Here is a 23,067-nt window from a genome sequence, read left to right as displayed (position 1 = left end):
CCGAATATTCCGCGCGTAAGCGCGTATCGGTGAAGGATCCGGGGTAGCTGGATACGAGGGCGTGGGCTCGGCGCCGCTACACGCACCGGCGACGGCACCGTGCCGGAGGAGTTCGACGAGATTCAGTAAGCGGTGAACGAGCCGTTGTCTCCCGCCGGCCATCCGTTTTATGAGCCGAAGCGCGAACCCGGGTCGTTGGTGAAACGCACGGCCGGGTTTTCGGCCTCGTTCACATCGAGCCGGAAGACATCGGGACGCGCGTAATGGCCGGTCACGTCGAAGTCGTATTTGCCTCGCGCAACATCATTCATATCGAGATTGGCGACGAGGAGGGCGTTTTCCTCATAAACCGGTCCGGCCAGAAACTCGCCGAACGGGTTGACGATGCAACTGCCGCCGCGCATGAGGATCGTATCCGGGTCATTGCCCTGAATAGCGTCGTAATCCTCCGGGCAATCGCTGCGCTTGAGATGCTGGCACGCCGACAGCACGAAACAGCGACCTTCGCAGGCGATATGCTGCATGGACGACGCCCAGGTCGGGCGACTGTCCGCGGTCGGCGCACAATAGATCTGTATGCCCTTGGCGAACATGGCCATCCGCATCAGGGGCATGTAGTTCTCCCAACAGATGACAGCGCCGAGCTTGCCGAAGTGTGTGTCGAATACCGGTAGTGTCGAACCGTCGCCGTAGCCCCAGACCAGGCGCTCACTGGCTGTCGGCATCAGTTTGCGATGCTTGCCGAGCAGGCCACCGTCCGGGCAGAAATACAGCACGGTGCAGTACAGCGTGCCGCCATCTCGTTCGATCACGCCGATGACGATCGTCTGCTCGAGGTCTCCCGCGAGCTGGGCGATGACATCGGTCGCCGGGCCGGGCACGTCGATCGCCGCGTCATGATAGCGCTGATAGTCATGTCGGCCCGCGCTTGTACGGGCGCCGATGGTCGCGCCGAAATCGAGCCCCTTGGGATAGCCCGGCAGGAACGCTTCGGGAAAGACGATCAGTTCCGTGTTGTCGGACGCGGCATCCTGGGCGTACTCGATCACCTTGGTCAGCGTGGCGTCGGTATCGAAAACCGCCGAACCGGCCTGTACAACCGCGGTGCGAACCTGTCTCTGCATGGCGGACTCCTGCTTGCAATGGCTGCGCCTGCCGCGGGCATATGATCCCGTTATAGTGGCGACAGGGACATCGCGCGTGCGCGTCGAGCCCGAACCACATTACGTTTGCGCATAGTTCAAACGCAAAAACGATGCCCGAATACGGGATTTCCCCAGGGTTCCCGCTTGCCAAAGCTAAAGAAAGATTTTGTGCGGTCGATTATCGTCTGGACATGACGCGACCGGAGCTCGGTGGGTTGGATATTCAATACATGTTGGGCACTTACGACTACCGGGTTGCGACGCTTGGCATAATTGTCGCAATTCTCGCGTCTTATACCGCCCTCGATCTGGTCGGGCGCGTGCGCGCAGCGCGCAGTCGTGATGCCTATGCCTGGCTTGCCGCGGGTGCGGTAGCGATGGGCACCGGCATCTGGTCGATGCACTTCGTGGCCATGCTGGCCTTCGAGTTGCCCATCGCAATGGGTTACGACTTCGGCATCACCGCGCTGTCATGGCTGATGGCCGTCGGCGCCTCGACCATCGCACTGCTGATATCCAGTCGGTCCGGATTGTCGATGGCGCGTTTGCTCGTGGGCGCTGTCTTCATGGCGGCAGGTATCGCCGGCATGCACTACACCGGCATGTACGCGATGCTCATGGAGCCCGGCATCGACTACGACCCGCTCTGGGTCGCCATCTCGCTTGCGGTAGCCCTGATCGTATCGGGCACAGCCCTTTGGGTGGCTTTCTATCTGCGCGAAGTGCAGCGCATGCGCGGGTTTGCTGGCAAGGCGGGCGCCGCCGTGCTGATGGGGGGCGCGATTGCGGGCATGCACTACGCCGGCATGGCAGCGGCCCGTTTTCCGGTGGGCGGCATCTGTGGTGCGGCCAACCAGCTGGATACGGTCTGGCTCGCAACCCTGGTCGGCGCGTGCACCATTCTGCTGCTCGGCATCGCCCTGACTGCCGCCGCACTCGACCGGCGGCTCGAGAACCAGACTGCCAAACTGGTGAAGTCGCTCAGCGAGGCCAACCGCAACCTCAGTCACGCCAGCCGCCACGACCCGCTGACGAATCTGGCCAATCGCAACCTGCTGCACGAGCGAATCGGCTCTGCGTTGCAGCAGTGGCAGGACAATCAGGAGAAGTTCGCCGTCATCTACGTTGACCTGGATGGTTTCAAGGTCATCAACGATCAACTCGGACACGATATCGGCGACGGGCTGCTCAAGCGAGCGGCGAGCGCCATGATGGCAACGGTACGTCACAAGGATACGGTGGCAAGAATCGGCGGCGACGAGTTTGTGCTCGTGCTCCATGACGTGCCCGATCAACGCGCGATCGAGCGGGTCTGCAACAAGTTGCTGGATTCGATCTTCAACGTACAGGCCGGCTCGACGCGGCTCACGGCGAGCATCGGCTCCGCCGTCTGCCCGGATGACGGAGACGAGTTGTCGCAACTCGTCACCGCCGCCGATGTGGCCATGTATATCGCCAAGAACAAGGGCAAGAACTGCTATCAACAGTATAGCGCCAACATGGCCTCGCGTATCTCCGAAGACTTCCAGATGCAGGAAGAACTCGGCGAGGCGATCAAGATCGGCCACCTCGTCGTCCATTATCAGCCCAAGTATTCGACCCGCGAACGCCGCCTCACCGGCGCCGAAGCGCTCGTGCGCTGGCAGCACCCCGAGAAGGGCCTGATTGCGCCGGACCGGTTCATCGGTATCGCTGAACGCAGCGGCCTGATCCACGGTCTCGAAGCCCAGGTACTGGACTCGGTCTGCGCGCAGATTCGGCAATGGCTGGACGCCGGGCTGGTGGTGCCGCCGATCTCGGTGAATCTGTCCGCCGTTCGTATCCACGACGAAGACCTGCCGACCCGCACCAAGGCCTGTCTGGACCGCCATGGCCTGGATGCGAGCTACCTGATGTTCGAGATTACCGAGTCGCTCGCCGTGCGCGAGATACTGCGTGCGATCGAAGCATTGAAACGGCTCAGCGCCATGGGCGTGAATGTCGCCCTGGACGACTTCGGTACCGGTTACTCGAGTCTGTCCTATCTGCGCCAGCTGCCAATCCAGCAGCTCAAGATCGATCGTTCGTTCATCATCGATCTCGCGGCAAAGGAGGGCGATCACGTGGCCATCGTGCGTTCGATCATCGGCCTCGCGCACGCACTGCGTCTGCATGTCGTGGCCGAAGGCGTAGAGACCGAAGAGCAGATGGCCTTCCTCGACAAGCTGGGCTGCGACGAGGTGCAGGGGTTTCTCATGAGCAAGCCGGTTGAACCGGAGGCGTTCGCGGCCATCATCGAGGCGGACCGAGCCCGCGAAGGCAAGGCCAAGATTCATCGATTGCCGGTCGCTTGAGCGACGATGATCGATGCTGGCGGTTGACGCGGTCTATGGCAGCGGTGAGCGCGTCTCCCCGCGCATTCGCCCAGCAAACTGTGCGACCTATAGCCAGTTGACGATTGACGGCGCCTGATGCCCACTGAAACCGGTGTATCAAGCAGCAAAGTGAATCATCATGTCCAGATCGTCCCCAGCGTCCTGGATCGCGGTCGCCTTTTGCGGTGTGTTGAGCATGTCGACCGCCTGGGCGGCCTCGAACACGCACCACGCGTCCGCTCTAGATGCTGATTCAGCCGCCGCGACCCAAAATGAAAACACCCTGGAAGCGGTGGCGAGCTTCGGCGACGATTTCAAGCTTGTCGGTATCGGCGTCTCCAGCAGTGGACGCATCTTTGCCAGTGCACCGAGTGGCGGCCTGAACTCCGGAACGAGTCTCGTAGAAGTTGATCCGGATACCGGCAAGTCGACGCCGTATCCGAATATCGAGTGGAATCAGTTCCAGTCCGACGCACCCGGAAAGCATCAATGGATTGCGGTCCAGGCGTTATGGGTGGATGCGGACGATCATCTCTGGACACTCGATAAATCCTCGCCGAAACTCGACGCAGCGCAATGGCCTCCCAAGCTGGTCGAGTTCGACCTGAGCACCCACAAGGTGGTTCAGGAATACACGTTCGAAAACACCATCACGCCCAAGGACTCACTCAACGACGTGCGGGTGGACCTGAAACACGGCTACGCCTATCTCACCGATGCAGCCAACCAGGGCGGGTTGGTGGTGCTCAACCTGAAAACCTGCAAGTCGAGACTGGTCCTTGCAGGCGACCGCTCCAGCGTTGCCGAGTCGGGTCAGCACCTGATGTTCGACTCCCGCATCGCCCGCCGGAAAGACGGCAAGATCCTGGTGCTGCAGAGCGACGGTATCGCGTTATCGCCGGATCGCAAGTGGGTCTACTACCGCCCGCTGACCGACCACAACTACTGGCGTATTCCCACCACAAGCCTGATCGACGAAAGCCTGTCTTCGAAAGAACTTGCCGCGTCCAAGCAGTTTCTGGGTACTGATGTGATGAGCGGGGGCATCGAGATGGATGACGACGGCGTGCTTTACGCCGGTGATCTGGAAAAACGGACCGTCGTTGCCCTCACGCCAGTCGAAAAAGACGATGAACCACGGCTCGAATCGACCGTCCTGGTCAAGCCGCATCCAGAGCTGGCCTGGGCCGACGGTTTCGCCGTGCACGACGGTTATCTCTATATCGCCGACTCGCATCTCAACGAAGTCGCCTTCTCGAATGGCTATCCGCGCGAAGGGCGCTTCACGATCTTCCGGGTCAAGCTGCTCAACCGCGGCTGACCAAAGCCGCCAAGCGGGACTGGAGCATTGGGATGCCGTGGCGGTTAAGAGTCTCAGCCTGATTCCCATCAGCCCATGGCAACACGGCCATTGCATCTAGCGTAACGTTCCTGGCGCGTTGGCGACGTATGCGGGTGCTTCGCGACGGGCATAGCGGTTGATGTTGTCGGCCAGCATACGGGCCGTTCCGTCATAGGATGCGGGGTAGAACCCCAAGCCCGCTGTCGCTCGCTCAAGGTCGCGATCTGCGTAGGTCGAATTAGCCGCAGGCGTAATCCGACGGGAAAGCAGGCGCACGCTTCAATACCAACTCGGTAGCTGTTACGACTCGATGGCGAGCCGTGGTGCCTGTATTCGGGCCCCGTTGCACGGCGACGGAGACGCGCAGCGGCGAAGGGTGTCCGGCGCACTGCGCCGGTGTGGGCAGCCTGTATGGGGACCGCCAAAGCGGGCCGAGCTAGTCAGATTTTCAAGGGGCCGCATCCCTTCGCCGCGAGCATCGGAGTGCACCGGCGTAGCCGGCGCCGTGCCCGGGTGTCCTTTCCTTTGCTGACTTTCATTTGGACAAGCAAACGAAAGTCAGTCGCACAGCAGTGCGAAACCTCAGATTGATCGACGTCGGAAAAAACCAGACACCCGCTGCCGTTCTCTATAGCCCCACAACGCAGGTTTTTCTTGCAGGCATAAAAAAAAATCCGGCTTCCACGTAAGTGAAAGCCGGATTCTCAAAGTGCCGCGTGGCTATGCAATGCTCAACTGACCAGCATCACCGCCCAAGCAGGACTTTTCTCACCTGCAATAGACCAAAGCCTTAAGCAGCCTTGGCCAACTGACGCAGCACGTAATGCAGGATGCCGCCGTTCTGGTAGTAGTCCCATTCCTTGGGCGTATCGATACGCACCTTGGCCTGAAACTCGCTGGTCTCGCCGTTTTCCTTGGTCGCCTTGACGGTGACGCCGGTCGCACCGGCCGACAGCCCTTCGATATCGAAGGTTTCGCTGCCGTCGAGGCCGAGCGAATCGGCGGAGTCGCCATCAACGAACTGCAGCGGCAAAACGCCCATGCCGACCAGGTTCGAGCGATGAATACGCTCGAACGACTGGGCGATCACGGTCTTTACGCCCAGCAGCAGGGTGCCCTTGGCAGCCCAGTCACGCGAGGAGCCAGTGCCGTATTCCTTGCCGGCGAGCACGACCAGCGGGGTGCCTTCGTCCTTGTACTGCATGGCGGCGTCGTAGATGAACATCTCGTCGCCCGACGGCTGGTAACGGGTCCAGCCGCCTTCGGTGCCGGGGGCCAGCAGGTTGCGCAGACGCACATTGGCGAAGGTGCCACGCATCATCACTTCGTGGTTGCCACGACGCGAGCCGTAGCTGTTGAAGTCGCTCGGCTTGACGCCCTGTTCCTGCAGGTACTGGCCCGCGGGCGAGTCCTTGGTGATGGAACCGGCCGGGGAGATGTGATCGGTGGTGATCGAGTCACCCAGCAGGGCCAGACAGCGCGCGCCCTGAATGGTCGGGATATCGGCCACGTCGACGGTCATGCCTTCGAAATAGGGCGGATTCTGGACATAGGTGCTGTCTTCGTCCCATTCGTAGATCTCGCCTTCGGGCGTTTCCAGACCCTGCCAGCGTGCATCGCCGGCGAACACGTCGCCATAGCTGTCGAGGAACATCTGCGAGCTCAGCGAGCTGCCGATGGTGTCGTAGACTTCCTTCTGCGACGGCCACAGGTCTTTCAGGAAGACATCGTTGCCGTCCTTGTCCTGGCCGACCGGGTCATGGGTGAGGTCGGTGTCGATCGTGCCGGCCAGTGCATAGGCCACGACCAGCGGCGGGCTGGCGAGGAAGTTCATGCGCACGTCGCCGTGCACGCGGCCTTCGAAGTTGCGGTTGCCCGACAGCACCGAGGCGACGTTGAGGTTGTTGTCACGCACGGCTTCGCCGATCGGCTCCGGCAGCGGGCCGGAGTTGCCGATGCAGGTGGTGCAGCCGTAGCCGACCAGCTGGAAGCCCAGCTTGTCGAGATCGACGTTGAGGCCGGCCTTTTCCAGATATTCGGTGACCACCTTGGAGCCGGGCGCCAGTGAGGTCTTGACCCACGGCTTGACCTGCATGCCCTTGGCCACGGCGTTGCGCGCGACCAGACCGGCTGCCAGCATCACCGCCGGGTTGGAGGTGTTGGTGCAGGAGGTGATCGCCGCGATCACGACCGAGCCATCGTGCAGATCGAACTCGGCGTCCTTGTACTTGACGGGGGCGTTGCCGCCGATGCCCTTGCTCGGGGTGCCGCCTTCGCCTTCCTCGCGGGCCTCGGCCAGCGACTTGTCGTCCTTGTCCTGGCGCGCCTTGAGAAACGGCTCGACCTCTTTCTTGTAGGTCTTCTGCATGTCGGACAGCAGCACACGGTCCTGCGGGCGCTTGGGCCCGGCCAGCGACGGCTGCACGGTGGACATGTCCAGTTCCAGCACGTCGGTGTAGTCGGCTTCGGCCTCGCCTTCCTCACGCCACATGCCCTGGGCCTTGGCGTAGGCTTCGACCAGCTCGACCTGTTCCTTCGGGCGACCGGTGAGTTCCATGTAGCGGATGGTTTCGCCGTCGACCGGGAAGATGCCGCAGGTGGCGCCGTATTCCGGGGCCATGTTGGCGATGGTCGCGCGATCGGCCAGCGGCAGATCGGCCAGGCCGTCGCCGAAGAATTCCACGAACTTGCCGACCACGCCCTTGGCGCGCAGCATTTCGGTGACCGTAAGCACCAGATCGGTGGCGGTACAGCCTTCGGCCAACTTGCCGGTGAGCTTGAAGCCCACGACCTGCGGAATCAGCATGGTGATCGGCTGGCCAAGCATCGCCGCTTCAGCCTCGATACCGCCCACGCCCCAGCCGAGCACGCCCACGCCGTTGATCATGGTGGTGTGCGAGTCGGTGCCGACCAGCGTGTCCGGATAGGCCAGGTTGGTCTGTTCGTTGCCGAAGACCACGCGGGCCAGGAATTCCAGATTGACCTGATGCACGATGCCGGTGTCCGGCGGCACGACCTTGAAGTTGTCGAACGCGCCCTGGCCCCAGCGCAGGAACGCATAGCGCTCCTTGTTGCGGTTGAATTCCAGCTTGGCGTTCAGATCGAAGGCGCCGGCGGAGCCGTACTCGTCGACCATCACCGAGTGGTCGATGACCAGTTCAGCGGGCGACTGTGGGTTGATCTTGTCCGGGCGGCCACCGAGCTTGGCCATCGCATCGCGCATGGCGGCCAGATCGACCACGGCCGGCACGCCGGTGAAGTCCTGCAGGACCACGCGGGCCGGGGTGAAGGCTATCTCGGTGTCGGGCTCGGCCTTGGCATCCCAGTTGGCCATAGCCTCGATGTCGTCCTTGGAGACGCTGCTGTCGTCTTCATGGCGCAGCAGGTTTTCAAGCAGGATCTTCTGGGCGTAGGGCAGCTTGGCCACGTTGGGGAACTGCTCTTCCAGCGTTTTCAGGCTGAAATAGTCAAAGCTGCGGTCGCCCGCAGTGAACTGCTTGCGCGTATTGAAACTGTCCGACATGTATTTTTCTCCAAAGAAACTCAGTGGAACGAACCGATGCATTGTCGGCCGTTATGGTTACCATAAAGCGGCGCACAGTATAGCTTTTCGCGTCGCGGCATGCAGACGAGACTGGTTCTCAAATACGGAAGGGATTACGATCGTGCGCCTAGGCCGCTGAAACGCGGGTGTCTGCGGCGGTTCAGGACGCCGAAGCTGTCGGGCCAATGGTTTCGAGCGCCTTGAGCAATGCCTTGCGTCGAAAAAACAGGGTGATGAAACCACCGCCGCACTGGCGCCAGAGAATCGCGCAGCGCACGGCCGCCATGAGCTGGGTGCGGGCCCGGGCCTGAATGAGGTCGTTGCCCAGATAGGTGGGATGGCCGTGCAACATGATACGCGGCTTCACCGGGCTGATGCTGTTGCGGTAGGCGTCGTCCAGAATTCCCGGCACATCGTCGGCCTCGGCCAACCGGGCGCGATCGATCGCGCCCCGTATCTGGCGCAATGCCGCATCGTTCTTGAGCAGGTTGCCGGACAAACGCAGCAGCTGGCCGATATAACGCGCCACGAGCGCGGCTTTCTGGTCGGGCTTCTGGCCGGCCAGCTGGGCCTTGAGAAAGGCGATGCCGTCGCCGATGCTCGGCAGGTCGCCGTAGACGTCCATCACCGTGTCCGGGTCGGTGCAGAAGATCGCATGACGCGCGGCGTTGATGCGCTCGGGCTCGTCGCGGCCGTCGGCGCCGAGTTCATGCGCATAGAGGGCGAACTGGGCCACGCCGGCCAGGGCCAGCGCCTGGTCGCGCAGGGTATGGGAAGAATTGTCGCTCATGCGGAAGAGGTCATGCGCTCGTTGTTTGAGGTGTCCGGCAAGGGCGCGCCTGCGCCCGGAGCCACGATCTCCGCGCTGCCCAGGCAATGATCGCCGTCGTAGAACACGGCATATTGACCCGGCGCGATCGCGCGCGGCGCGGTATCGAAAGTGACGACGAGGCCGTTGTCGGGCCCTGCGTCGATCACGCAATCCAACGCGCGCTGACGGTAGCGTACCTGAGCCGAGCAACGACGCGGGAATGTCGGCGCCTCGATCAGCCAGTGCGGGGCGGCCGTGGTCAACGTTGTCTCGACCAGATCCGGGTGGGCCTCGTCCTGGGTCACCCACAGGGTGTCGCTGGCCAGATCCTTGCTGGCGACATACCAGGGCGCATCCGACGCGCCGGCGACGCCGCCCAGCCCCAGGCCCCGGCGCTGACCTATGGTGTAGTAGATCAGCCCGGCGTGTTCGCCGATCGTCTGGCCGTCCAATACGCCGCCCGAGATGCGCACCGGCCCGGCCCGGCCCGACAGGTACTGGCGCAGGAAGCCCTCGAAATCACGCTCGCCGATGAAACATACGCCGGTGCTGTCAGGCTTGGCATGAATCGGCAGGCCGGCGGCTTGGGCTTTCTTGCGCACATCCGTCTTGTGCATGTCGCCGAGCGGGAAGAGGCTGCGTTCGAGTGCCGCCATGGGCACGGCGGCCAGGAAATAGGACTGGTCCTTGCCGGGATCGCGCCCGCGCAGCAGTCGCGTGCCGTGGTCGTCGTGGGTCAGGCGTGCGTAGTGCCCGGTGGCGATCGCGTGCGCACCCAGCCGCTCGGCGTGATGCAGGAAGGCATCGAACTTGATCTCGCGATTGCAGAGTACGTCCGGATTGGGCGTGCGCCCGGCGGCATAGCTGTCGAGAAAATAACGAAACACCCGCGCCTTGTATTCGCGCGAGAAATCGGCGCGATGCAACGGAATATCGAGCACATCGCAGACAGCCTGTGCGTCGTCGAAGTCATCGGCGGCCTGGCAGCGCCCGGCTTCGTCCTCGCTCCAGTTGAACATGAACAGGCCTTCGACCTGGTAGCCGTCCTCGACCAGAGTGAGCGCGGTCACCGCGGAATCCACGCCGCCGGACAATCCCACGATGATGCGGGTATCGGCAGGCGATCTGTTCCAGAAGGGCGTGGCCATATCGCTAACCGCGCACGTGCTGAACGCGATCCAGCGGCATCGGCGCGTGCGCGGCGAAATCCTCGACTGCACGCATGACCAACGGGCTACGCAGATTCTCTCGCGCGGCGAGTTCATCCGGGCGTAGCCAGTGCGCGGCGATGATGCCCTCGTCGAGCGCCTGGTCGGCGTCGTGGTCGTCCACCCGCCCGCAGAACGCAAACCGCAGGGTGGTGCGGCCGTCGTCGTGCGGCCAGTAATAGACGCCCACCAGACCGGTCGGGGTGAAACCCCAGGCGGTTTCCTCGCGCGTCTCGCGCACGACCGCCTCCAGAATCGTCTCGCCCGGCTCTACGTGCCCGGCCGGCTGATTGATCACGCGTGCGCCGCGCGCCATTTCCTCAACCACGAGAAAATGCGCGTCGCGTTCCACGATTGCGGCTACGGTGAGTTCGGCATGAACCACGCAGGAACTCCGTTCAGCGTTGAATAAAACGTGGCGCGAGTTTAGCAAACAGGTCTTTTCACGTGGCCAAGCGCAGGTGTGGTGGGTATGATGCCGCCATCGCTTGTCAACACTTGTACCTATGTCGCGTTTCGCGATGCTATTTCCCGGACAGGGCGCCCAATCGGTCGGCATGCTTGCAGCGTTGGCCGAACGCTATCCGGTTGTCGGCGAGACCTATACCGAAGCCAGCGACACGCTCGGCTACGACATGGCGGCCCTGATCAATGAAGGCCCGCTCGAAAAACTCGATCAGACCGAGTTCACCCAGCCCGCGCTGGTAGCGGCAGGTGTGGCCGCATGGCGCGTATGGCAAGGCCGCGGTGGGCCGATGCCCGACATGCTGGCCGGGCACAGCCTCGGCGAATACACCGCGCTGGTCGCGGCCGACGCGCTCGACTTCAGTGATGCCCTGCGCCTCACCCAGATGCGTGGCAAGGCCATGCAGGCCGCGGTGGCACCCGGCGAAGGCGCGATGTCGGCCGTCATCGGTCTCCAGGATGACGCGGTACGCGAGGCGTGCGCCGAGGCCCAGGCCGAACATGCCGATGACCAATTGGTCGTATCCGCGGCCAATTTCAATGCGCCGTTGCAGGTCGTGATCGCCGGCCACGCGGACGCCGTAGCCACCGCCGGGCGCATCGCCAAGGGCAAGGGCGCCAAACTGGTCAAGGCGCTGGCCGTGAGCGTGCCGTCGCACTGCGCGCTGATGAAGCCGGCCGCCGAACGCCTGCAGGCGCATCTGCTGGAAATACCGTTGCGACAGCCGAAACTGACGGTGCTGCATAATGTCGACGCACAGCCCCGGGAAGACATCGACGGCATTCGCAAGGCGCTGGTTCGTCAGCTCGATCACTCGGTACTCTGGGCCGATACCATCCGCGCCATGCGCACCGCCAACTGCGAGTTGTTCATCGAGTGCGGGCCCGGCAAGGTCCTTAGCGGATTGAACAAGCGTATCGACAAGAGTGCCCAATCGCTGCCATTGTCGGATACCGAAAGCCTGCGTCAGGCGTTGTCGCAGACGCAGTCCGAAGACGAATAGAGCAGCACGAATGACTGCGGCGACTTCCTTGGGAGATTCATGAGCACGACCACACAAGTCCTGTCCGGCCAGATCGCTCTGGTAACGGGCGCTTCGCGCGGTATCGGCGCGGCGATTGCCGATCGTCTGGCCGCCGATGGCGCAACCGTGATCGGCACGGCGACCAGTGAAGCCGGTGCTGCGCGGATCGATGAACGCCTGAAGGGTGCCGACACCCCCGGCGCGGGCCGTCTTCTGAACGTGACCGACGAATCCAACGTGACAGCCCTGATCAAGGAGATCGGCAGCGAGTTCGGCGCGCCGACCATCGTCGTCAACAATGCTGCCATCACGCGCGACAACCTGCTCATGCGCATGAAGGAGGACGAGTGGAGCGCGGTAATGGACGCCAACCTGACCGGCGTCTTCCGGATTTCCAAGGCCGTGTTGCGCGGCATGATGAAGGCCAAGGGCGGCCGTATCGTCAACGTCGCCTCCGTGGTCGGCATCATGGGCAACGCCGGGCAGACCAACTACAGTGCCGCCAAGGCCGGACTGCTCGGCTTCACGCGCTCGCTTGCGCGTGAGGTCGGTTCGCGTCAAATTACCGTGAACGCCATTGCTCCCGGTTTTATCGAAACGGACATGACCCGCGACCTCGACGAAAAGACACGCAGCGCGCTGCTCGAGCAGATTCCGCTACAGCGCCTCGGCGCGGTGGACGATATCGCCGCCAGCGTGGCGTTTCTCGTCTCGCCCGCGGCTGCTTATATTACCGGCGAAACGCTCAGCGTGAACGGTGGCATGTATATGGGGGCCTGATGCTGGCGGCCCCGACCCTTTTTCCCTAGAATGGCGCGCGGTTCGCGAGGGCGAATACGTGTGCGACGCGCGTAAACCATAGTCAACAGGAGAGAACCCGATGAGTAGTGTGGAAGACCGAGTACAGAAGATCATTGCCGAACAGCTTTCCGTAAGCGAAGATCAGGTGACCACGGAAGCGTCGTTCGTCGACGATCTGGGTGCCGATTCGCTGGATACGGTCGAACTGGTCATGGCCCTGGAAGAAGAGTTCGAGATCGATATCCCCGACGAGGAAGCCGAGAAGATCGTCAACGTCAAGGACGCGGTCGACTACATCAAGTCGCACGCTGAAGGCTAGACGTCTTCCACGCTGCCGGCCGAGCACAGAGCCGGCCGGCCAGACTTAAATACCGCCGCCTCGATGGTGGCGATTAGCGAATAGGGGGCGTCGTTGAGACAGCGTCGCGTAGTGGTAACCGGGCTGGGATTGATTTCTCCACTCGGGCTGGATGTCGAATCAAGCTGGGCAGGCATTGTTGCCGGCCGTAGCGGCATTTCGACCATCGATAGCTTCGATGTGTCCGGCTATCCAACCCGCTTCGGCGGGCCCATCCGTGATTTCGATGTCACCCAGTACATGTCCGCGAAAGAGGCCAAGCGCTTCGATCCGTTCGTGCACTACGGGGTGGCAGCGTCCGTGCAGGCCTTCAAGGACAGCGGCATCGAACTCGACGACGAACACAACGACCGCGTCGGCGTGGCCGTTGGTTCCGGTATCGGCGGAATCGGTACGATTCTGAAGACCTGTGTCGGCTTCCACGAGGCGGACTACAGCCCGAAAAAGGTCTCCCCCTTCTTCATCCCGAGCAGCATTGCCAACATGGCCGCCGGTCAGGTGTCCATACAGCTGAATCTGCACGGGCCCAACATCGCGGCCGTTTCTGCCTGCACGACCGGTGTACACAACATCGGCCTGGCGGCACGGCTGATCGCCGCGGGCGATGCCGAAGCCATGCTCGCCGGCGGTTGCGAAATGGCGGTCAACCCGATCGGGCTGGCCGGTTTCTGTGCAGCACGTGCATTGTCGAGCCGCAACGACAACCCGGAGGCGGCCAGCCGCCCCTGGGACAAGGATCGCGACGGCTTCGTGCTGTCCGACGGCGCCGGCGTGGTCATGCTCGAAGAGTACGAGCAGGCCAGGGCACGCGGCGCCAATATCTACGGCGAGCTGGTCGGCTTCGGGATGAGTGGCGATGCTCACCACATCACGCTGCCCAGCGGACGCGGCGCGCGTCAGTGCATGACCAACGCGCTCACCGATGCCCAACTGAATGCATCCGAGATCCAGTACGTCAACGCCCACGGCACGTCGACGAGCGCCGGCGACGTCGGCGAAAGCAAGTCGATCGAAGCGGTTCTGGGCGATACCGCAAAGCAGGTCGCGGTCAGTTCGACCAAGTCGATGACCGGCCACATGCTGGGCGCCGCCGGCTCGGCCGAGGCCATCTTCACGCTGCTTGCCATCCGCGATCAGGTTGCGCCGCCGACCATCAACCTCGACAACCCGGACGAAGGCTGCAATCTGGATTACGTGCCCCATGAGGCGCGCGCCATGAAGATCGACGCCGCGTTGTCCAATTCGTTCGGTTTTGGCGGCACAAACGGCTCGCTGATCTTCAAACGCCTCGATTGATCGGGGCGTACAGGCGGCCGACGTCTTCGGTGCCGCCATTCCAGCGTACGGCGGTGCAATATCGTGACGACGGCGATCTGTGTATCGCCGACGTGGCGCTTAGCGCTCCGCCGGATCTGCTGAGCCTGGCATACCGGAACCCCGAGCGCTATCCCTTCCTGCTGGAAAGCAGCGCCGGGGCTGTCATGGCGCAGCGAGGAGAGGGCGCAAACCATAGCCGCTACGATCTGCTGCTCGCGTTTCCCGGCAAAGCCCTGGAAATAGGCGACCGGCCCTTCGGGTCGTCTTTTTTCGATACGCTCGACGCGTACGCGGCGACCGAAAAACGAACCGCCGTGCCGGGCCTGCCGTTTGTCGGCGGCTGGTTCATCTATCTGGCCTACGAAATGGCGGCCCGCGTCGAGCCGACGCTGGATCTACCGCGCGCCAGCGATGCCGTGTTGCCGGAGGCACTCGCTGTGCGCTGTCCGGCCGCCATCATTCACGACCGCCAGGAGTCGCGCCTTCACGTGATCTGCGAAGCGAATGATCGCGAGCGGCTCGAATTGATGCTCGGCGACCTGGACGCCGCTTCGCCGACCCCGGATGCGCGGCCACTGACTGCAGACTGGCAGGCGCCGTGTACCGATGGCTATCTGCGCAACGTCGCTGCTGCGCGCGAATTGATCCATGCCGGCGACGTGTTTCAGGTCAATCTCTCGCATGCCTGGCACGGGTATCTGGCGAATCCGGTGCCGCCCGCCGGCGTCTATGCCGCGCTAAGGGCGGCCAATCCGGCCCCGTTTTCGGGTCTCATCCAATGGCGAGCGGGCGCGCTGGTCTGTTCGTCGCCCGAACGGCTGGTTCAGATCGAGGACGGCGTCGCCCAGACACGGCCCATCGCCGGCACGCGCGCACGCACGCCCGGCACCGACGACGACATGACCCGCGAATTGCTGGCCCACCCCAAGGAGCGGGCGGAGCACATCATGCTCATCGATCTCGAACGCAACGATCTGGGCCGGATCTGCGAGCCGGGCAGTATTCAGGTGGATGAATTGATGACCAGCGAGTCGTACGCCCATGTCCATCACATCGTATCCAACGTGCGCGGGCGGCTGGCCCCGGGCGTCGGCCCGGGGCGGGCGCTCGCGGCCGTCTTTCCGGGCGGCACGATCACCGGCTGCCCCAAGGTGCGCTGCATGCAGATCATCGCGGAACTGGAGCAGGACGGTCGCGGCGCCTACACCGGCAGCATCGGCTATCTGAGCCGCTGCGGTCGGCTCGACAGCAATATCGTCATCCGCTCGCTCAGTCAGCGCAAAAACACACTGACGCTACGCACCGGCGCCGGGGTCGTCGCCGATTCCGTCCCTGATAATGAACTTGAAGAAACGCACGTAAAAGCTCGTGGTGTATTGAGAAGTTTTGTCAACCGACAGGGTAATGCCTATGGCTGAACAACTTCTCGTGGACGGTCAATGGTCTCAGAGCGTGCCGGCCGATGATCGCGGCCTGGCCTACGGCGACGGTGTGTTCCGCACCCTGCGTGTGACGGCCGGCATCCCGCTGGCCTGGGATATTCACATGCAACGGCTGGCTCACGACTGCGCGCAGCTGCAGCTGCCCGTGCCGGATGCCAAATGCCTCGCCGATGACGCCGCCCGGCTGTTCGCCGACAAACGTGACGGCGTGCTCAAGATCATGATGACGCGTGGCAGCGGTGGTCGCGGCTATATGCCGCCCGCCGACAGCGGTCGTCGTATCGTGTCCGCACATCCGCTGCCCGTGCATGTATCGGCAGCGCCCCTGGATATGGATCGCTCACCGATAGTGCTGGCCTCACAGCCGCGACTGGCCGGGGTGAAACATCTCAATCGTCTCGAACAGGTGCTGGCGCGTGCCGAATGCGCGCGCTCGTCGCAGCCGGACGCATTCATGTGCGACGGCGACGGCTGGCTGATCGCCACCACCATGCGAAATCTGTTTTTTCAGGACAGCAACGGCCACTGGCTGACCCCAGCGCTGACGCAGGCAGGTATCATCGGGGCAACGCGACAGCAGCTCATGGCAGTACTGGAGCGCGCTGGCACGACGGCGCATGAAATCGATGTCGGAGTATCGTCACTGACCACGATGCGCGCAGCGATTGCCTGCAACAGCGTCGGCGGCGTGGTCGCGGTGCATCGCATGGCCGATGTCCGATTTGCCGACAGTGATGCGGCCTGCGCGTATTGCCGCCGGCTCATGGAAGCAGAATGGGGAAGTCGCGCGTGATCGTGAAAACGGGTTCGAAAGGCAGGTGACGGTGTTCAAGCGACTGTTCGGCGTATTGGTGGTGATCGTGTTACTGGCGGCGATAGCGCTTGCCGCGGACGCGACCCGATTCTTTCTTTCGCCCCTGCAGAACGCGACCGGGCAGCTGGTGATGGTCGAATCGGGCATGAGCTTCCGATCGATTGCCAGACGCCTGCTGGACGACGATGTGATTCGTCATCCGCGCGAGGTGCATTATCTGTCCGCCTATGCCCGGGCCACCGGTGTCGCCAACCGGATCAAGGCCGGCGAGTACGCGGTACCCGCGCATCAGACGCCGGCGCATCTGCTGGAACTGCTGGTGTCCGGCAAAACCCGTCAGTATCGGTTGACGATGGTCGAGGGCCAGCGTTTTTCCGATTTTCGCGCGCAGCTCGACAAGGACGATGCCATCGACCACCAACTCACCGGCAAGAGCGACGCCGACGTGATGGCGGCCATCGGGCATGCGGGCGAAAAGCCGGAAGGGCGGTTCATGCCCGACACCTATCTGTTTCCCCGCGGCATGACCGACACCGCGTTCCTCAAGCGCGCCTACGACGCGATGCAGACTTATCTGACCAAGGCCTGGGCCGATCGTGCCGACGATATCGCTGTGGACTCGCCCTACGACGCGCTTATCCTGGCATCCATTGTCGAGAAGGAAACCGCTGTTCCGGCCGAAAGAACCCGTATTTCCGGTGTTTTCACCCGGCGGTTGAAGAAAGGCATGCTGCTGCAGACCGACCCCACCGTGATCTACGGCATCAAGGATTACGACGGCAATATCCGCCGCTCCGATCTGCGCCGCGACACGCCGTACAACACCTACACAAGGCCCGGATTACCGCCGACCCCGATCGCCATGCCCTCGCGCGAGGCGATCCACGCCGCGCTGCATCCATCCTCCGGCGACGCGCTTTACTTCGTCTCCCGCGGTGACGGCAGTCATGTGTTTTCGGCGACCCTGGCCGAGCACAATGCGGCCGTCGACAAATACCAGCGCGGTTCCTGATGGGCGCGCCGGATACAGAACCAGGTCGCCTGATCACCCTCGAGGGGGGCGAGGGCGCCGGCAAGAGCAGCCAGATCGACGTGGTGGCGGAATGCCTGCGCGCGCTCGGGCACGAGGTGGTGGTTACGCGGGAGCCGGGCGGCACCCGTCTCGGCGAAGCGGTGCGTGCCGTGCTGATGACCGAATTCGACACGCCGATGCCGGCCATGAGTGAACTGCTGTTGATGTTCGCCGCGCGTGCGGCCCATCTGGCCGAAGTCATCGAGCCCGCGCTCGCGCGCGGCGCGTGGGTGGTCAGCGATCGTTTCACCGATGCCAGCTACGCATATCAGGGCGCGGCGCGCGGTCTCGGAGACGAGGCCGTCGCCACGCTCGAGCATCTGGTGCAGAAAGATCGGCGACCGGATGGCGTGCTGTTGTTCGACCTGCCGGTGGCCATCGGTCTCGAACGCGCCGGCCGACGCGGGCAGGGCAATCGTTTTGACCGCGAGACGATCGTGTTTCACGAGCGCGTCCGCGCCGCATATCTGGCGCGCGCGCGCGCCGCGCCGGCGCGTTATCGCGTGATCGACGCGAGCGCGCCGGTCGAGGTTGTACGCAGCCAGATCCGGACAGCGCTCGCGGCCTGGACATGAGCGTGCCGACGCCCGTCCCGAACGCGCCCGGCTGGCACGATGCACTCTGGCAGCATATGGGCCAGGCCATCGCCCAGGACCGCGTGGCGCACGGCCTGCTCATTTGCGGCCCGCCCGGTGTGGGCAAGCGCGTATTCGCTGCCCGTATCGTAGCCGCGCTGCTGTGCCGCGGCCGAGCCGACAACGGCGATGCCTGTGGCGAATGCCCGGCCTGCCGCCAGCTCGGCGCCGAGACCCACCCGGACGTATCGCGACTCGTGCCGGAAGAAACAGGGCGGATGATCAAGGTCGAACAGGTGCGCAATTTCTCCCGTCGCCTGCATCTGACACCGCAGTACGACAGCGGCCGAATCGGCTGGATCGACCCCGCCGAGCAACTATCGATGAGCGCGGCCAACAGTCTGCTCAAGACCCTGGAGGAACCGCCCGCACGCTGTCATATCGTGCTGATGACCGATCGTGTATCGGCGCTAATGCCCACCATCCGCAGCCGCTGCCAGCTGTGGCGGGTGCCACCGCCGGCGCCTGCCGACGCAAGCGCCTGGTTGCAGACACAGGATATCGCCACAGAAGGGCTCGACGATGACAGCCTGCGCACGCCGTTCGCGGTGCTCGAACGTACCACGCGCGACTACGATGCGTTGACCCGGAACTGGGATACGGCGCTTTCGGACGTCATTCGAAACCGCGAAGACGTATCGTCGGCGGCCGCGCGGCTGGCCAAGGATCCACCCGATCTATGGCTGGACTGGCTGTATCGTCGCGCCAGTGCCTTGCTCTCGATTGCCCTGGGCGACACCCGCAATTCGTTCTTGCCCAAGCCGCTGGAGCAGATTGCCCTGAAGCTGGATCCGGCGGTTTTTCAGCCCTGGATGGCGCAGGTTGCGGGCACCGCCCGACTGGCACATAGCAACGCCGACTGGCAGCTGGTGATAGAGTCGTTGCTGTTGAACCTGAAAGGCAGTCTGAAGCGGAGGCCTGCGCAACCATGATGAGCGAACCCAATATCGCGAGCCAGTCAGGCATCGTTCGCATTGACATTGCCGACAAGAACGATCTGTACGCGGCCTACATGCCGTTCGTGAGCAACGGCGGGTTGTTCGTCGCTCAGGATACCCTCGGCCATTCCCGTTACGACATGGGCAGCGATGTGTTTCTACTGCTGCACCTGGTTCAGCAGAACGAGCGGCTACCCGTGGCCGGCAAGGTTGTCTGGCTTACGCCCCACGGTGGCGGTGCATTGCGCCCGGCCGGGATCGGCATCCAGTTCTCGTCTCAGGACAACGGTGCGACGCAGCGTAGACTCGAGACGGTGCTGGCCGGCATGCTCGAATCCAGCCGGGCCACGCACACGCTCTAGTCGCAAGGCGCCGCCGTCGCCGCCGGGAGCGCTGTGTTCGTTCAACCGGTCGCCGACGCCTTTCGCGGCGCATGGGCGGCAAACAACTGCTCGGCCAGCACCTGCTCGCTGGCGATGGCGCGCCAGACCATACCGAACATGGCCGGGGCCTTGGCGGCGAGAGGAGCCTTGCGACCCCGCACAAGCCACATGGCCACCGCGCGATTGGCCACGCCCCAAATGAAATCCGAGATCTCTATCTCGTCGACTTCATGGGTGAGAATGCCGCGTTCGCGTCCTTCGTTGATCACGCCCAGGAACACCGACATGAGTGCGGGCTGGCGAAAGGTATCGTCTTCGCGCCAGGTGTTGAGATAGACCGAGCTCAGGATGATCTGCGCGACTTTCGGGTTGCGCTCGAAATAATCCAGCAGTACCCAGAACACCTTGCGCAGACGATCCTCGAAGTTCTCGATGCCTTCCAGATGGTCGATCATGCGCGTGGCGAGATCGCCCAGCCAGGTATCGAGACTGGCGAACAGTACCGTCTCCTTGCTGCCGTAATACTTGTATAGCGTCTGCAGGCTGATGCGTGCATCACTGGCGATATTGATCAGCTTGACGCGATGAAACTCGCGTTCGGAGAACAGATCAAGCGCGGCGCTCTCGATACGCTGCCGGGTAGCGGGATCCAACTGTGAAAGCGTGCGCTGACGTTCGCTGGTCGTGCGGGGATATCTGTCGATCAAAGGTAATCACCATTACGCCGGATAATGTGGGTAACTTTAGCAACCCGGCGCGTCTCACCCAAGTTTATGTAAGTGCTTGGAATAATTGTACGCAATCTGAGATTGCGCAGGGTAATCAGCCTCAATGGTTAGATTGATCGATCGCGAGATAATGTCGATTATCTTTGTGTGCCACGATACGCCAGCGTATAGTTGATTTCATGGTCGACGCGTGTCAGGCCCCGATCCATGCACGGCGCGCGTTCCAAACCGAATCACGAAACTCACGGAGACGCCATGTTTGCCACGTTATTGAACAAGATCAACGAAGCGAAACTGCTGCCGAACATCTCGGATACCGAGCGCCAGGCGCTGGAGGCCGGGTCGGTCTGGGTCGACGGGCAGTTCTTCAGTGGTAATCCGGATTTCGGCGCCATGATGGCCGAATCCTATCCGCAGCTGAGCGCCGAGGAGCAGGCATTTTTGGACGGGCCGGTGGAAGAGCTGCTGCACATGGTGGACAAGTGGGAACTGCGTGAAACACGCCGCATTCCCGAGCATATCTGGCAGTTCCTGCGCGACAAGGGCTTCTTCGGGCTGATCATTCCCAAGGAATACGGTGGATCCGGGTTTTCCGTGCTGGGCCGCAGCGCAGTGATGATGAAGACCTCGGGGCTGGGACCCATCGGTACGCTGATCGTGATCCCGAACACCCTGGGCGCAGCGGAACTGTTGATCGCCTACGGCACCCAGGAACAGAAGGACAGCTATCTGCCGGGTCTGGCCACGGGTGAATACGTACCCTGTTTCGGTCTCACCGAGCCGACCGCCGGCTCCGACGCGGCATCGATCAAGGCCGAAGGCGTGGTATTCAAGGACGACGACGGCGAAGCCAAGATCCGCCTCAACTTCTCCAAGCGTTATATCACCCTGGCGCCGGTCGCCAATCTGGTGAGTCTGGCCTGTTCGCTGCATGATCCGGACAACCTGCTCGGCAAGGGCGAACATCCCGGCATCAGCGTCGTCATGCTCAAGAAAGGCATGGAAGGACTCAAGCTCGGCGATCATCACCTGCCGATCTCGGCTTTCGACAACGGCACCATTATCGGTGAAGACGTGGTCGCGCCGGCGGCCGACATCGTCGGCGGCGCCGATGGCGCCGGTCAGGGCTGGCGCATGCTCATGGAACAGCTTGGCGGCGGGCGCGCCGTATCACTGCCGGCGGGCGGCGTGGCGCTGGCTAAAGCCAGTGCCGCCGCGGTCGGCCCGTACAGCATCGTGCGTGAACAGTTCGGCATCCCGATCGGCCTCATGGAAGGCGTCGAGGCCAAGGTCGCCCGCATCGCGGCGCTGACCTACACGATGGAATCCGCGCGCATCTACGTCTGTGCGGGCGTCGACAACGACAATCACCCGCCGGTGATATCCGCGATTCTCAAGCAGCAGACGACCGAAGTCGGCCAGCAGTTGGTCATCGACGGCATGGACATCATGGCCGGCGCCGGCGTGATGCAGGGGCCGAACAATATTCTCGGTTCCGGCTATATCAGCGCGCCGGTCAGCGTCACCGTCGAAGGGGCGAATATCCTCACCCGCACGCTGATGATCTTCGGCCAGGGCGCGGTGCGCTGCCACCCCTACGCACTACCGACCCTGAACGCCATTCAGGAAGATGACGTGCCCGCTTTTCGCAAGGCGATACTCGGCTGGCTCGGTCATTCCACGGTCAACTTCTTCCGCGGCATCGTGCGCAGCGTCACGCGTGGACGCACGGTCAGCAGCCCGGTCAAGGGTGAGACCGCTCAGTACTTTCGCAAGCTGGGCTGGGCGGCGTCACGGTTCGCCTTCATGACCGACCTGGCCATGTTCCTGGTGGGCGGCAAGCTCAAACAGCGCGGCAAGCTGTCCGGTCGCTTCGCCGATGCACTGTCGTGGATGCTGTTCGGCCTGACCACGCTCAAGCGCTTCGAAGCCGAGGGCCGTCGCGAGGACGATCTGCCGGTGGTGCACTGGGCGCTGCGTTACAGCCTGTTGCAGGTCCAGCAGGCGTTCGAAGGCATTTATGCCAACTTCAACGTCCCGGTGATCGGCTGGTTCCTGCGTTATCCGGGCCGTTTCTGGCTACGTATCAACCCGTTGTCGACCGGCCCGACGGATGCCATGGACCGGGCCGCCGCCGCGAGTATTCAGAAGCCGGGCGAGCAGTACGAGCGTATTGCCCTGGGCGGTCTGGGTACGCCGCGCGACGACGAACCCGGCATGGGCCGTCTGCTGCATGCCTGGCGGCTGGTGAGTGCGGCCCAGGGGCCGACCCTGAAGGTGCGCAAGGCGCTGCACAAGAAGCAGATCAAGGCGGCCGGACTGGTCGAGGCGCTGGATCCCGCGGTCGAGGCCGGCGTGATCAGCGCCGACGAGGCCGGCCAGATCCGGGCAGCCGAAACCGCGCGTCTCGCGGCCATCCAGGTCGACGTATTCGACAAGGACGACTACTACCACGATGCGCTGGCCGACAACGGCGAGCAGGAGGCGCCTCGGTTCGACCGCGCCGCCAACCAGTAACCGGGCAGCCGTACCCGGATCGAAGGCCGGCACCTGCACGGGTGCCGGCTTTTTTGTGGGTCATGAATTCGGAACGCGGCCGGGGTTCGGGCCGTGACCGTGGCCCGTTTTCATCTTCTCACTCAACCCGCCACGCTGAAGCATTCACGTAAACCGTCTAACGAAAAC

At 63.1% G+C, this 23,067-nt stretch carries 19 protein-coding genes; 13 read left to right on the top strand and 6 right to left on the bottom strand.

Features of this window, described 5'->3' with window-relative positions; genetic code table 11:
* Nucleotides 1-167: 167 nt before the first annotated feature.
* Entirely contained in the window at nucleotides 168-1,124 is a 957-nt protein-coding gene (locus ACFOSU_RS10800; protein WP_380689447.1) for a carbon-nitrogen hydrolase family protein, read from the bottom strand.
* A 251-nt stretch (nucleotides 1,125-1,375) separates the two neighbouring features.
* On the opposite strand from ACFOSU_RS10800, the gene ACFOSU_RS10795 reads away from it, so the two are divergent.
* The gene (locus ACFOSU_RS10795) at nucleotides 1,376-3,478 is read left to right on the top strand and encodes a putative bifunctional diguanylate cyclase/phosphodiesterase (protein ID WP_380689445.1); all 2,103 of its coding nucleotides are present in this window, start codon (nucleotides 1,376-1,378) and stop codon (nucleotides 3,476-3,478) included.
* A gap of 160 nt (nucleotides 3,479-3,638) precedes the next feature.
* The gene (locus ACFOSU_RS10790; RefSeq protein ID WP_380689442.1) at nucleotides 3,639-4,820 is read left to right on the top strand and encodes an L-dopachrome tautomerase-related protein; all 1,182 of its coding nucleotides are present in this window, start codon (nucleotides 3,639-3,641) and stop codon (nucleotides 4,818-4,820) included.
* 811 nt (nucleotides 4,821-5,631) lie between these two features.
* Here the strand turns inward: ACFOSU_RS10790 and acnA are convergent.
* The 4 genes from acnA to ACFOSU_RS10770 form a co-directional block, all read right to left on the bottom strand.
* Nucleotides 5,632-8,364 carry an aconitate hydratase AcnA gene (gene acnA, locus ACFOSU_RS10785; RefSeq protein ID WP_380689439.1) on the bottom strand — a complete coding sequence of 911 codons (2,733 nt, stop codon included), beginning with the start codon at nucleotides 8,362-8,364 and terminating at the stop codon, nucleotides 5,632-5,634.
* A gap of 181 nt (nucleotides 8,365-8,545) precedes the next feature.
* Nucleotides 8,546-9,175, bottom strand: coding sequence for a lysogenization protein HflD (locus tag ACFOSU_RS10780; protein WP_380689436.1), 630 nt, complete (start codon nucleotides 9,173-9,175; stop codon nucleotides 8,546-8,548).
* Nucleotides 9,172-10,344: a tRNA 2-thiouridine(34) synthase MnmA gene (mnmA, locus tag ACFOSU_RS10775; RefSeq protein ID WP_380689433.1), complete on the bottom strand. Its 1,173-nt coding sequence runs from the start codon at nucleotides 10,342-10,344 to the stop codon at nucleotides 9,172-9,174. Before mnmA ends, ACFOSU_RS10780 begins: the two co-directional genes overlap by 4 nt.
* 4 nt (nucleotides 10,345-10,348) lie before the next feature.
* On the bottom strand, nucleotides 10,349-10,789 hold the full coding sequence (locus tag ACFOSU_RS10770) for an NUDIX hydrolase (protein ID WP_380689431.1): 441 nt from the start codon (nucleotides 10,787-10,789) through the stop codon (nucleotides 10,349-10,351).
* A 121-nt stretch (nucleotides 10,790-10,910) separates the two neighbouring features.
* Here ACFOSU_RS10770 and fabD point away from each other — a divergent pair, with 121 nt between their 5' ends.
* The 10 genes from fabD to ACFOSU_RS10720 all read left to right on the top strand — a co-directional run bounded on the left by fabD (nucleotide 10,911) and on the right by ACFOSU_RS10720 (nucleotide 19,633).
* Complete coding sequence (gene fabD, locus ACFOSU_RS10765) at nucleotides 10,911-11,873, top strand: ACP S-malonyltransferase (RefSeq protein ID WP_380689428.1); 963 nt, start codon at nucleotides 10,911-10,913, stop codon at nucleotides 11,871-11,873.
* Nucleotides 11,874-11,912: 39 nt separating this feature from the next.
* Complete coding sequence (gene fabG, locus ACFOSU_RS10760; RefSeq protein WP_380689425.1) at nucleotides 11,913-12,674, top strand: 3-oxoacyl-ACP reductase FabG; 762 nt, start codon at nucleotides 11,913-11,915, stop codon at nucleotides 12,672-12,674.
* A 100-nt stretch (nucleotides 12,675-12,774) separates the two neighbouring features.
* A complete protein-coding gene (gene acpP / locus ACFOSU_RS10755; RefSeq protein ID WP_380689422.1) occupies nucleotides 12,775-13,014 on the top strand; it encodes an acyl carrier protein in 240 nt (79 codons plus the stop codon).
* A gap of 93 nt (nucleotides 13,015-13,107) precedes the next feature.
* Nucleotides 13,108-14,349: a beta-ketoacyl-ACP synthase II gene (fabF, locus tag ACFOSU_RS10750; RefSeq protein WP_380689419.1), complete on the top strand. Its 1,242-nt coding sequence runs from the start codon at nucleotides 13,108-13,110 to the stop codon at nucleotides 14,347-14,349.
* A gap of 53 nt (nucleotides 14,350-14,402) precedes the next feature.
* Nucleotides 14,403-15,788, top strand: coding sequence for an aminodeoxychorismate synthase component I (locus ACFOSU_RS10745; RefSeq protein ID WP_380689416.1), 1,386 nt, complete (start codon nucleotides 14,403-14,405; stop codon nucleotides 15,786-15,788).
* Entirely contained in the window at nucleotides 15,781-16,605 is an 825-nt protein-coding gene (gene pabC, locus ACFOSU_RS10740) for an aminodeoxychorismate lyase (protein ID WP_380689413.1), read from the top strand. The genes ACFOSU_RS10745 and pabC overlap by 8 nt, the downstream gene beginning before the upstream one ends.
* 31 nt (nucleotides 16,606-16,636) lie before the next feature.
* On the top strand, nucleotides 16,637-17,638 hold the full coding sequence (mltG, locus tag ACFOSU_RS10735; RefSeq protein WP_380689410.1) for an endolytic transglycosylase MltG: 1,002 nt from the start codon (nucleotides 16,637-16,639) through the stop codon (nucleotides 17,636-17,638).
* Nucleotides 17,638-18,273 (top strand): dTMP kinase, encoded by a 636-nt coding sequence (gene tmk / locus ACFOSU_RS10730; protein WP_380689408.1) that lies wholly within the window; start codon nucleotides 17,638-17,640, stop codon nucleotides 18,271-18,273. Before mltG ends, tmk begins: the two co-directional genes overlap by 1 nt.
* A gap of 2 nt (nucleotides 18,274-18,275) precedes the next feature.
* Nucleotides 18,276-19,265, top strand: coding sequence for a DNA polymerase III subunit delta' (gene holB / locus ACFOSU_RS10725; protein WP_380689405.1), 990 nt, complete (start codon nucleotides 18,276-18,278; stop codon nucleotides 19,263-19,265).
* Nucleotides 19,262-19,633 (top strand): PilZ domain-containing protein, encoded by a 372-nt coding sequence (locus tag ACFOSU_RS10720; RefSeq protein ID WP_380689402.1) that lies wholly within the window; start codon nucleotides 19,262-19,264, stop codon nucleotides 19,631-19,633. The genes holB and ACFOSU_RS10720 overlap by 4 nt, the downstream gene beginning before the upstream one ends.
* Nucleotides 19,634-19,674: 41 nt before the next feature.
* Here the strand turns inward: ACFOSU_RS10720 and ACFOSU_RS10715 are convergent, their stop codons facing one another.
* Nucleotides 19,675-20,361: a TetR/AcrR family transcriptional regulator gene (locus tag ACFOSU_RS10715; RefSeq protein ID WP_380689400.1), complete on the bottom strand. Its 687-nt coding sequence runs from the start codon at nucleotides 20,359-20,361 to the stop codon at nucleotides 19,675-19,677.
* A gap of 276 nt (nucleotides 20,362-20,637) precedes the next feature.
* Between ACFOSU_RS10715 and ACFOSU_RS10710 the strand changes: the two genes are divergently transcribed.
* On the top strand, nucleotides 20,638-22,899 hold the full coding sequence (locus ACFOSU_RS10710; RefSeq protein WP_380689398.1) for an acyl-CoA dehydrogenase: 2,262 nt from the start codon (nucleotides 20,638-20,640) through the stop codon (nucleotides 22,897-22,899).
* Nucleotides 22,900-23,067: the final 168 nt, after the last annotated feature.

It is taken from the genome of Salinisphaera aquimarina, from assembly GCF_042643355.1.
GTDB classification, from domain to species: Bacteria; Pseudomonadota; Gammaproteobacteria; order Nevskiales; family Salinisphaeraceae; genus Salinisphaera; species Salinisphaera aquimarina.
This window is presented reverse-complemented; position numbering and strand designations above follow the sequence as displayed.

Bases quoted from the DNA above. Each gene is read 5' to 3' on its own strand.
- ACFOSU_RS10795 (WP_380689445.1), top strand. From the start codon at position 1,376: ATGTTGGGCACTTACGACTACCGGGTTGCGACGCTTGGCATAATTGTC.
- acnA (WP_380689439.1), bottom strand. From the start codon at position 8,364: ATGTCGGACAGTTTCAATACGCGCAAGCAGTTCACTGCGGGCGACCGC.
- ACFOSU_RS10720 (WP_380689402.1), top strand. From the start codon at position 19,262: ATGATGAGCGAACCCAATATCGCGAGCCAGTCAGGCATCGTTCGCATT.
- fabG (WP_380689425.1), top strand. From the start codon at position 11,913: ATGAGCACGACCACACAAGTCCTGTCCGGCCAGATCGCTCTGGTAACG.
- mnmA (WP_380689433.1), bottom strand. From the start codon at position 10,344: ATGGCCACGCCCTTCTGGAACAGATCGCCTGCCGATACCCGCATCATC.
- fabD (WP_380689428.1), top strand. From the start codon at position 10,911: ATGTCGCGTTTCGCGATGCTATTTCCCGGACAGGGCGCCCAATCGGTC.
- tmk (WP_380689408.1), top strand. From the start codon at position 17,638: ATGGGCGCGCCGGATACAGAACCAGGTCGCCTGATCACCCTCGAGGGG.
- ACFOSU_RS10780 (WP_380689436.1), bottom strand. From the start codon at position 9,175: ATGAGCGACAATTCTTCCCATACCCTGCGCGACCAGGCGCTGGCCCTG.
- acpP (WP_380689422.1), top strand. From the start codon at position 12,775: ATGAGTAGTGTGGAAGACCGAGTACAGAAGATCATTGCCGAACAGCTT.
- ACFOSU_RS10710 (WP_380689398.1), top strand. From the start codon at position 20,638: ATGTTTGCCACGTTATTGAACAAGATCAACGAAGCGAAACTGCTGCCG.
- pabC (WP_380689413.1), top strand. From the start codon at position 15,781: ATGGCTGAACAACTTCTCGTGGACGGTCAATGGTCTCAGAGCGTGCCG.
- ACFOSU_RS10790 (WP_380689442.1), top strand. From the start codon at position 3,639: ATGTCCAGATCGTCCCCAGCGTCCTGGATCGCGGTCGCCTTTTGCGGT.
- ACFOSU_RS10800 (WP_380689447.1), bottom strand. From the start codon at position 1,124: ATGCAGAGACAGGTTCGCACCGCGGTTGTACAGGCCGGTTCGGCGGTT.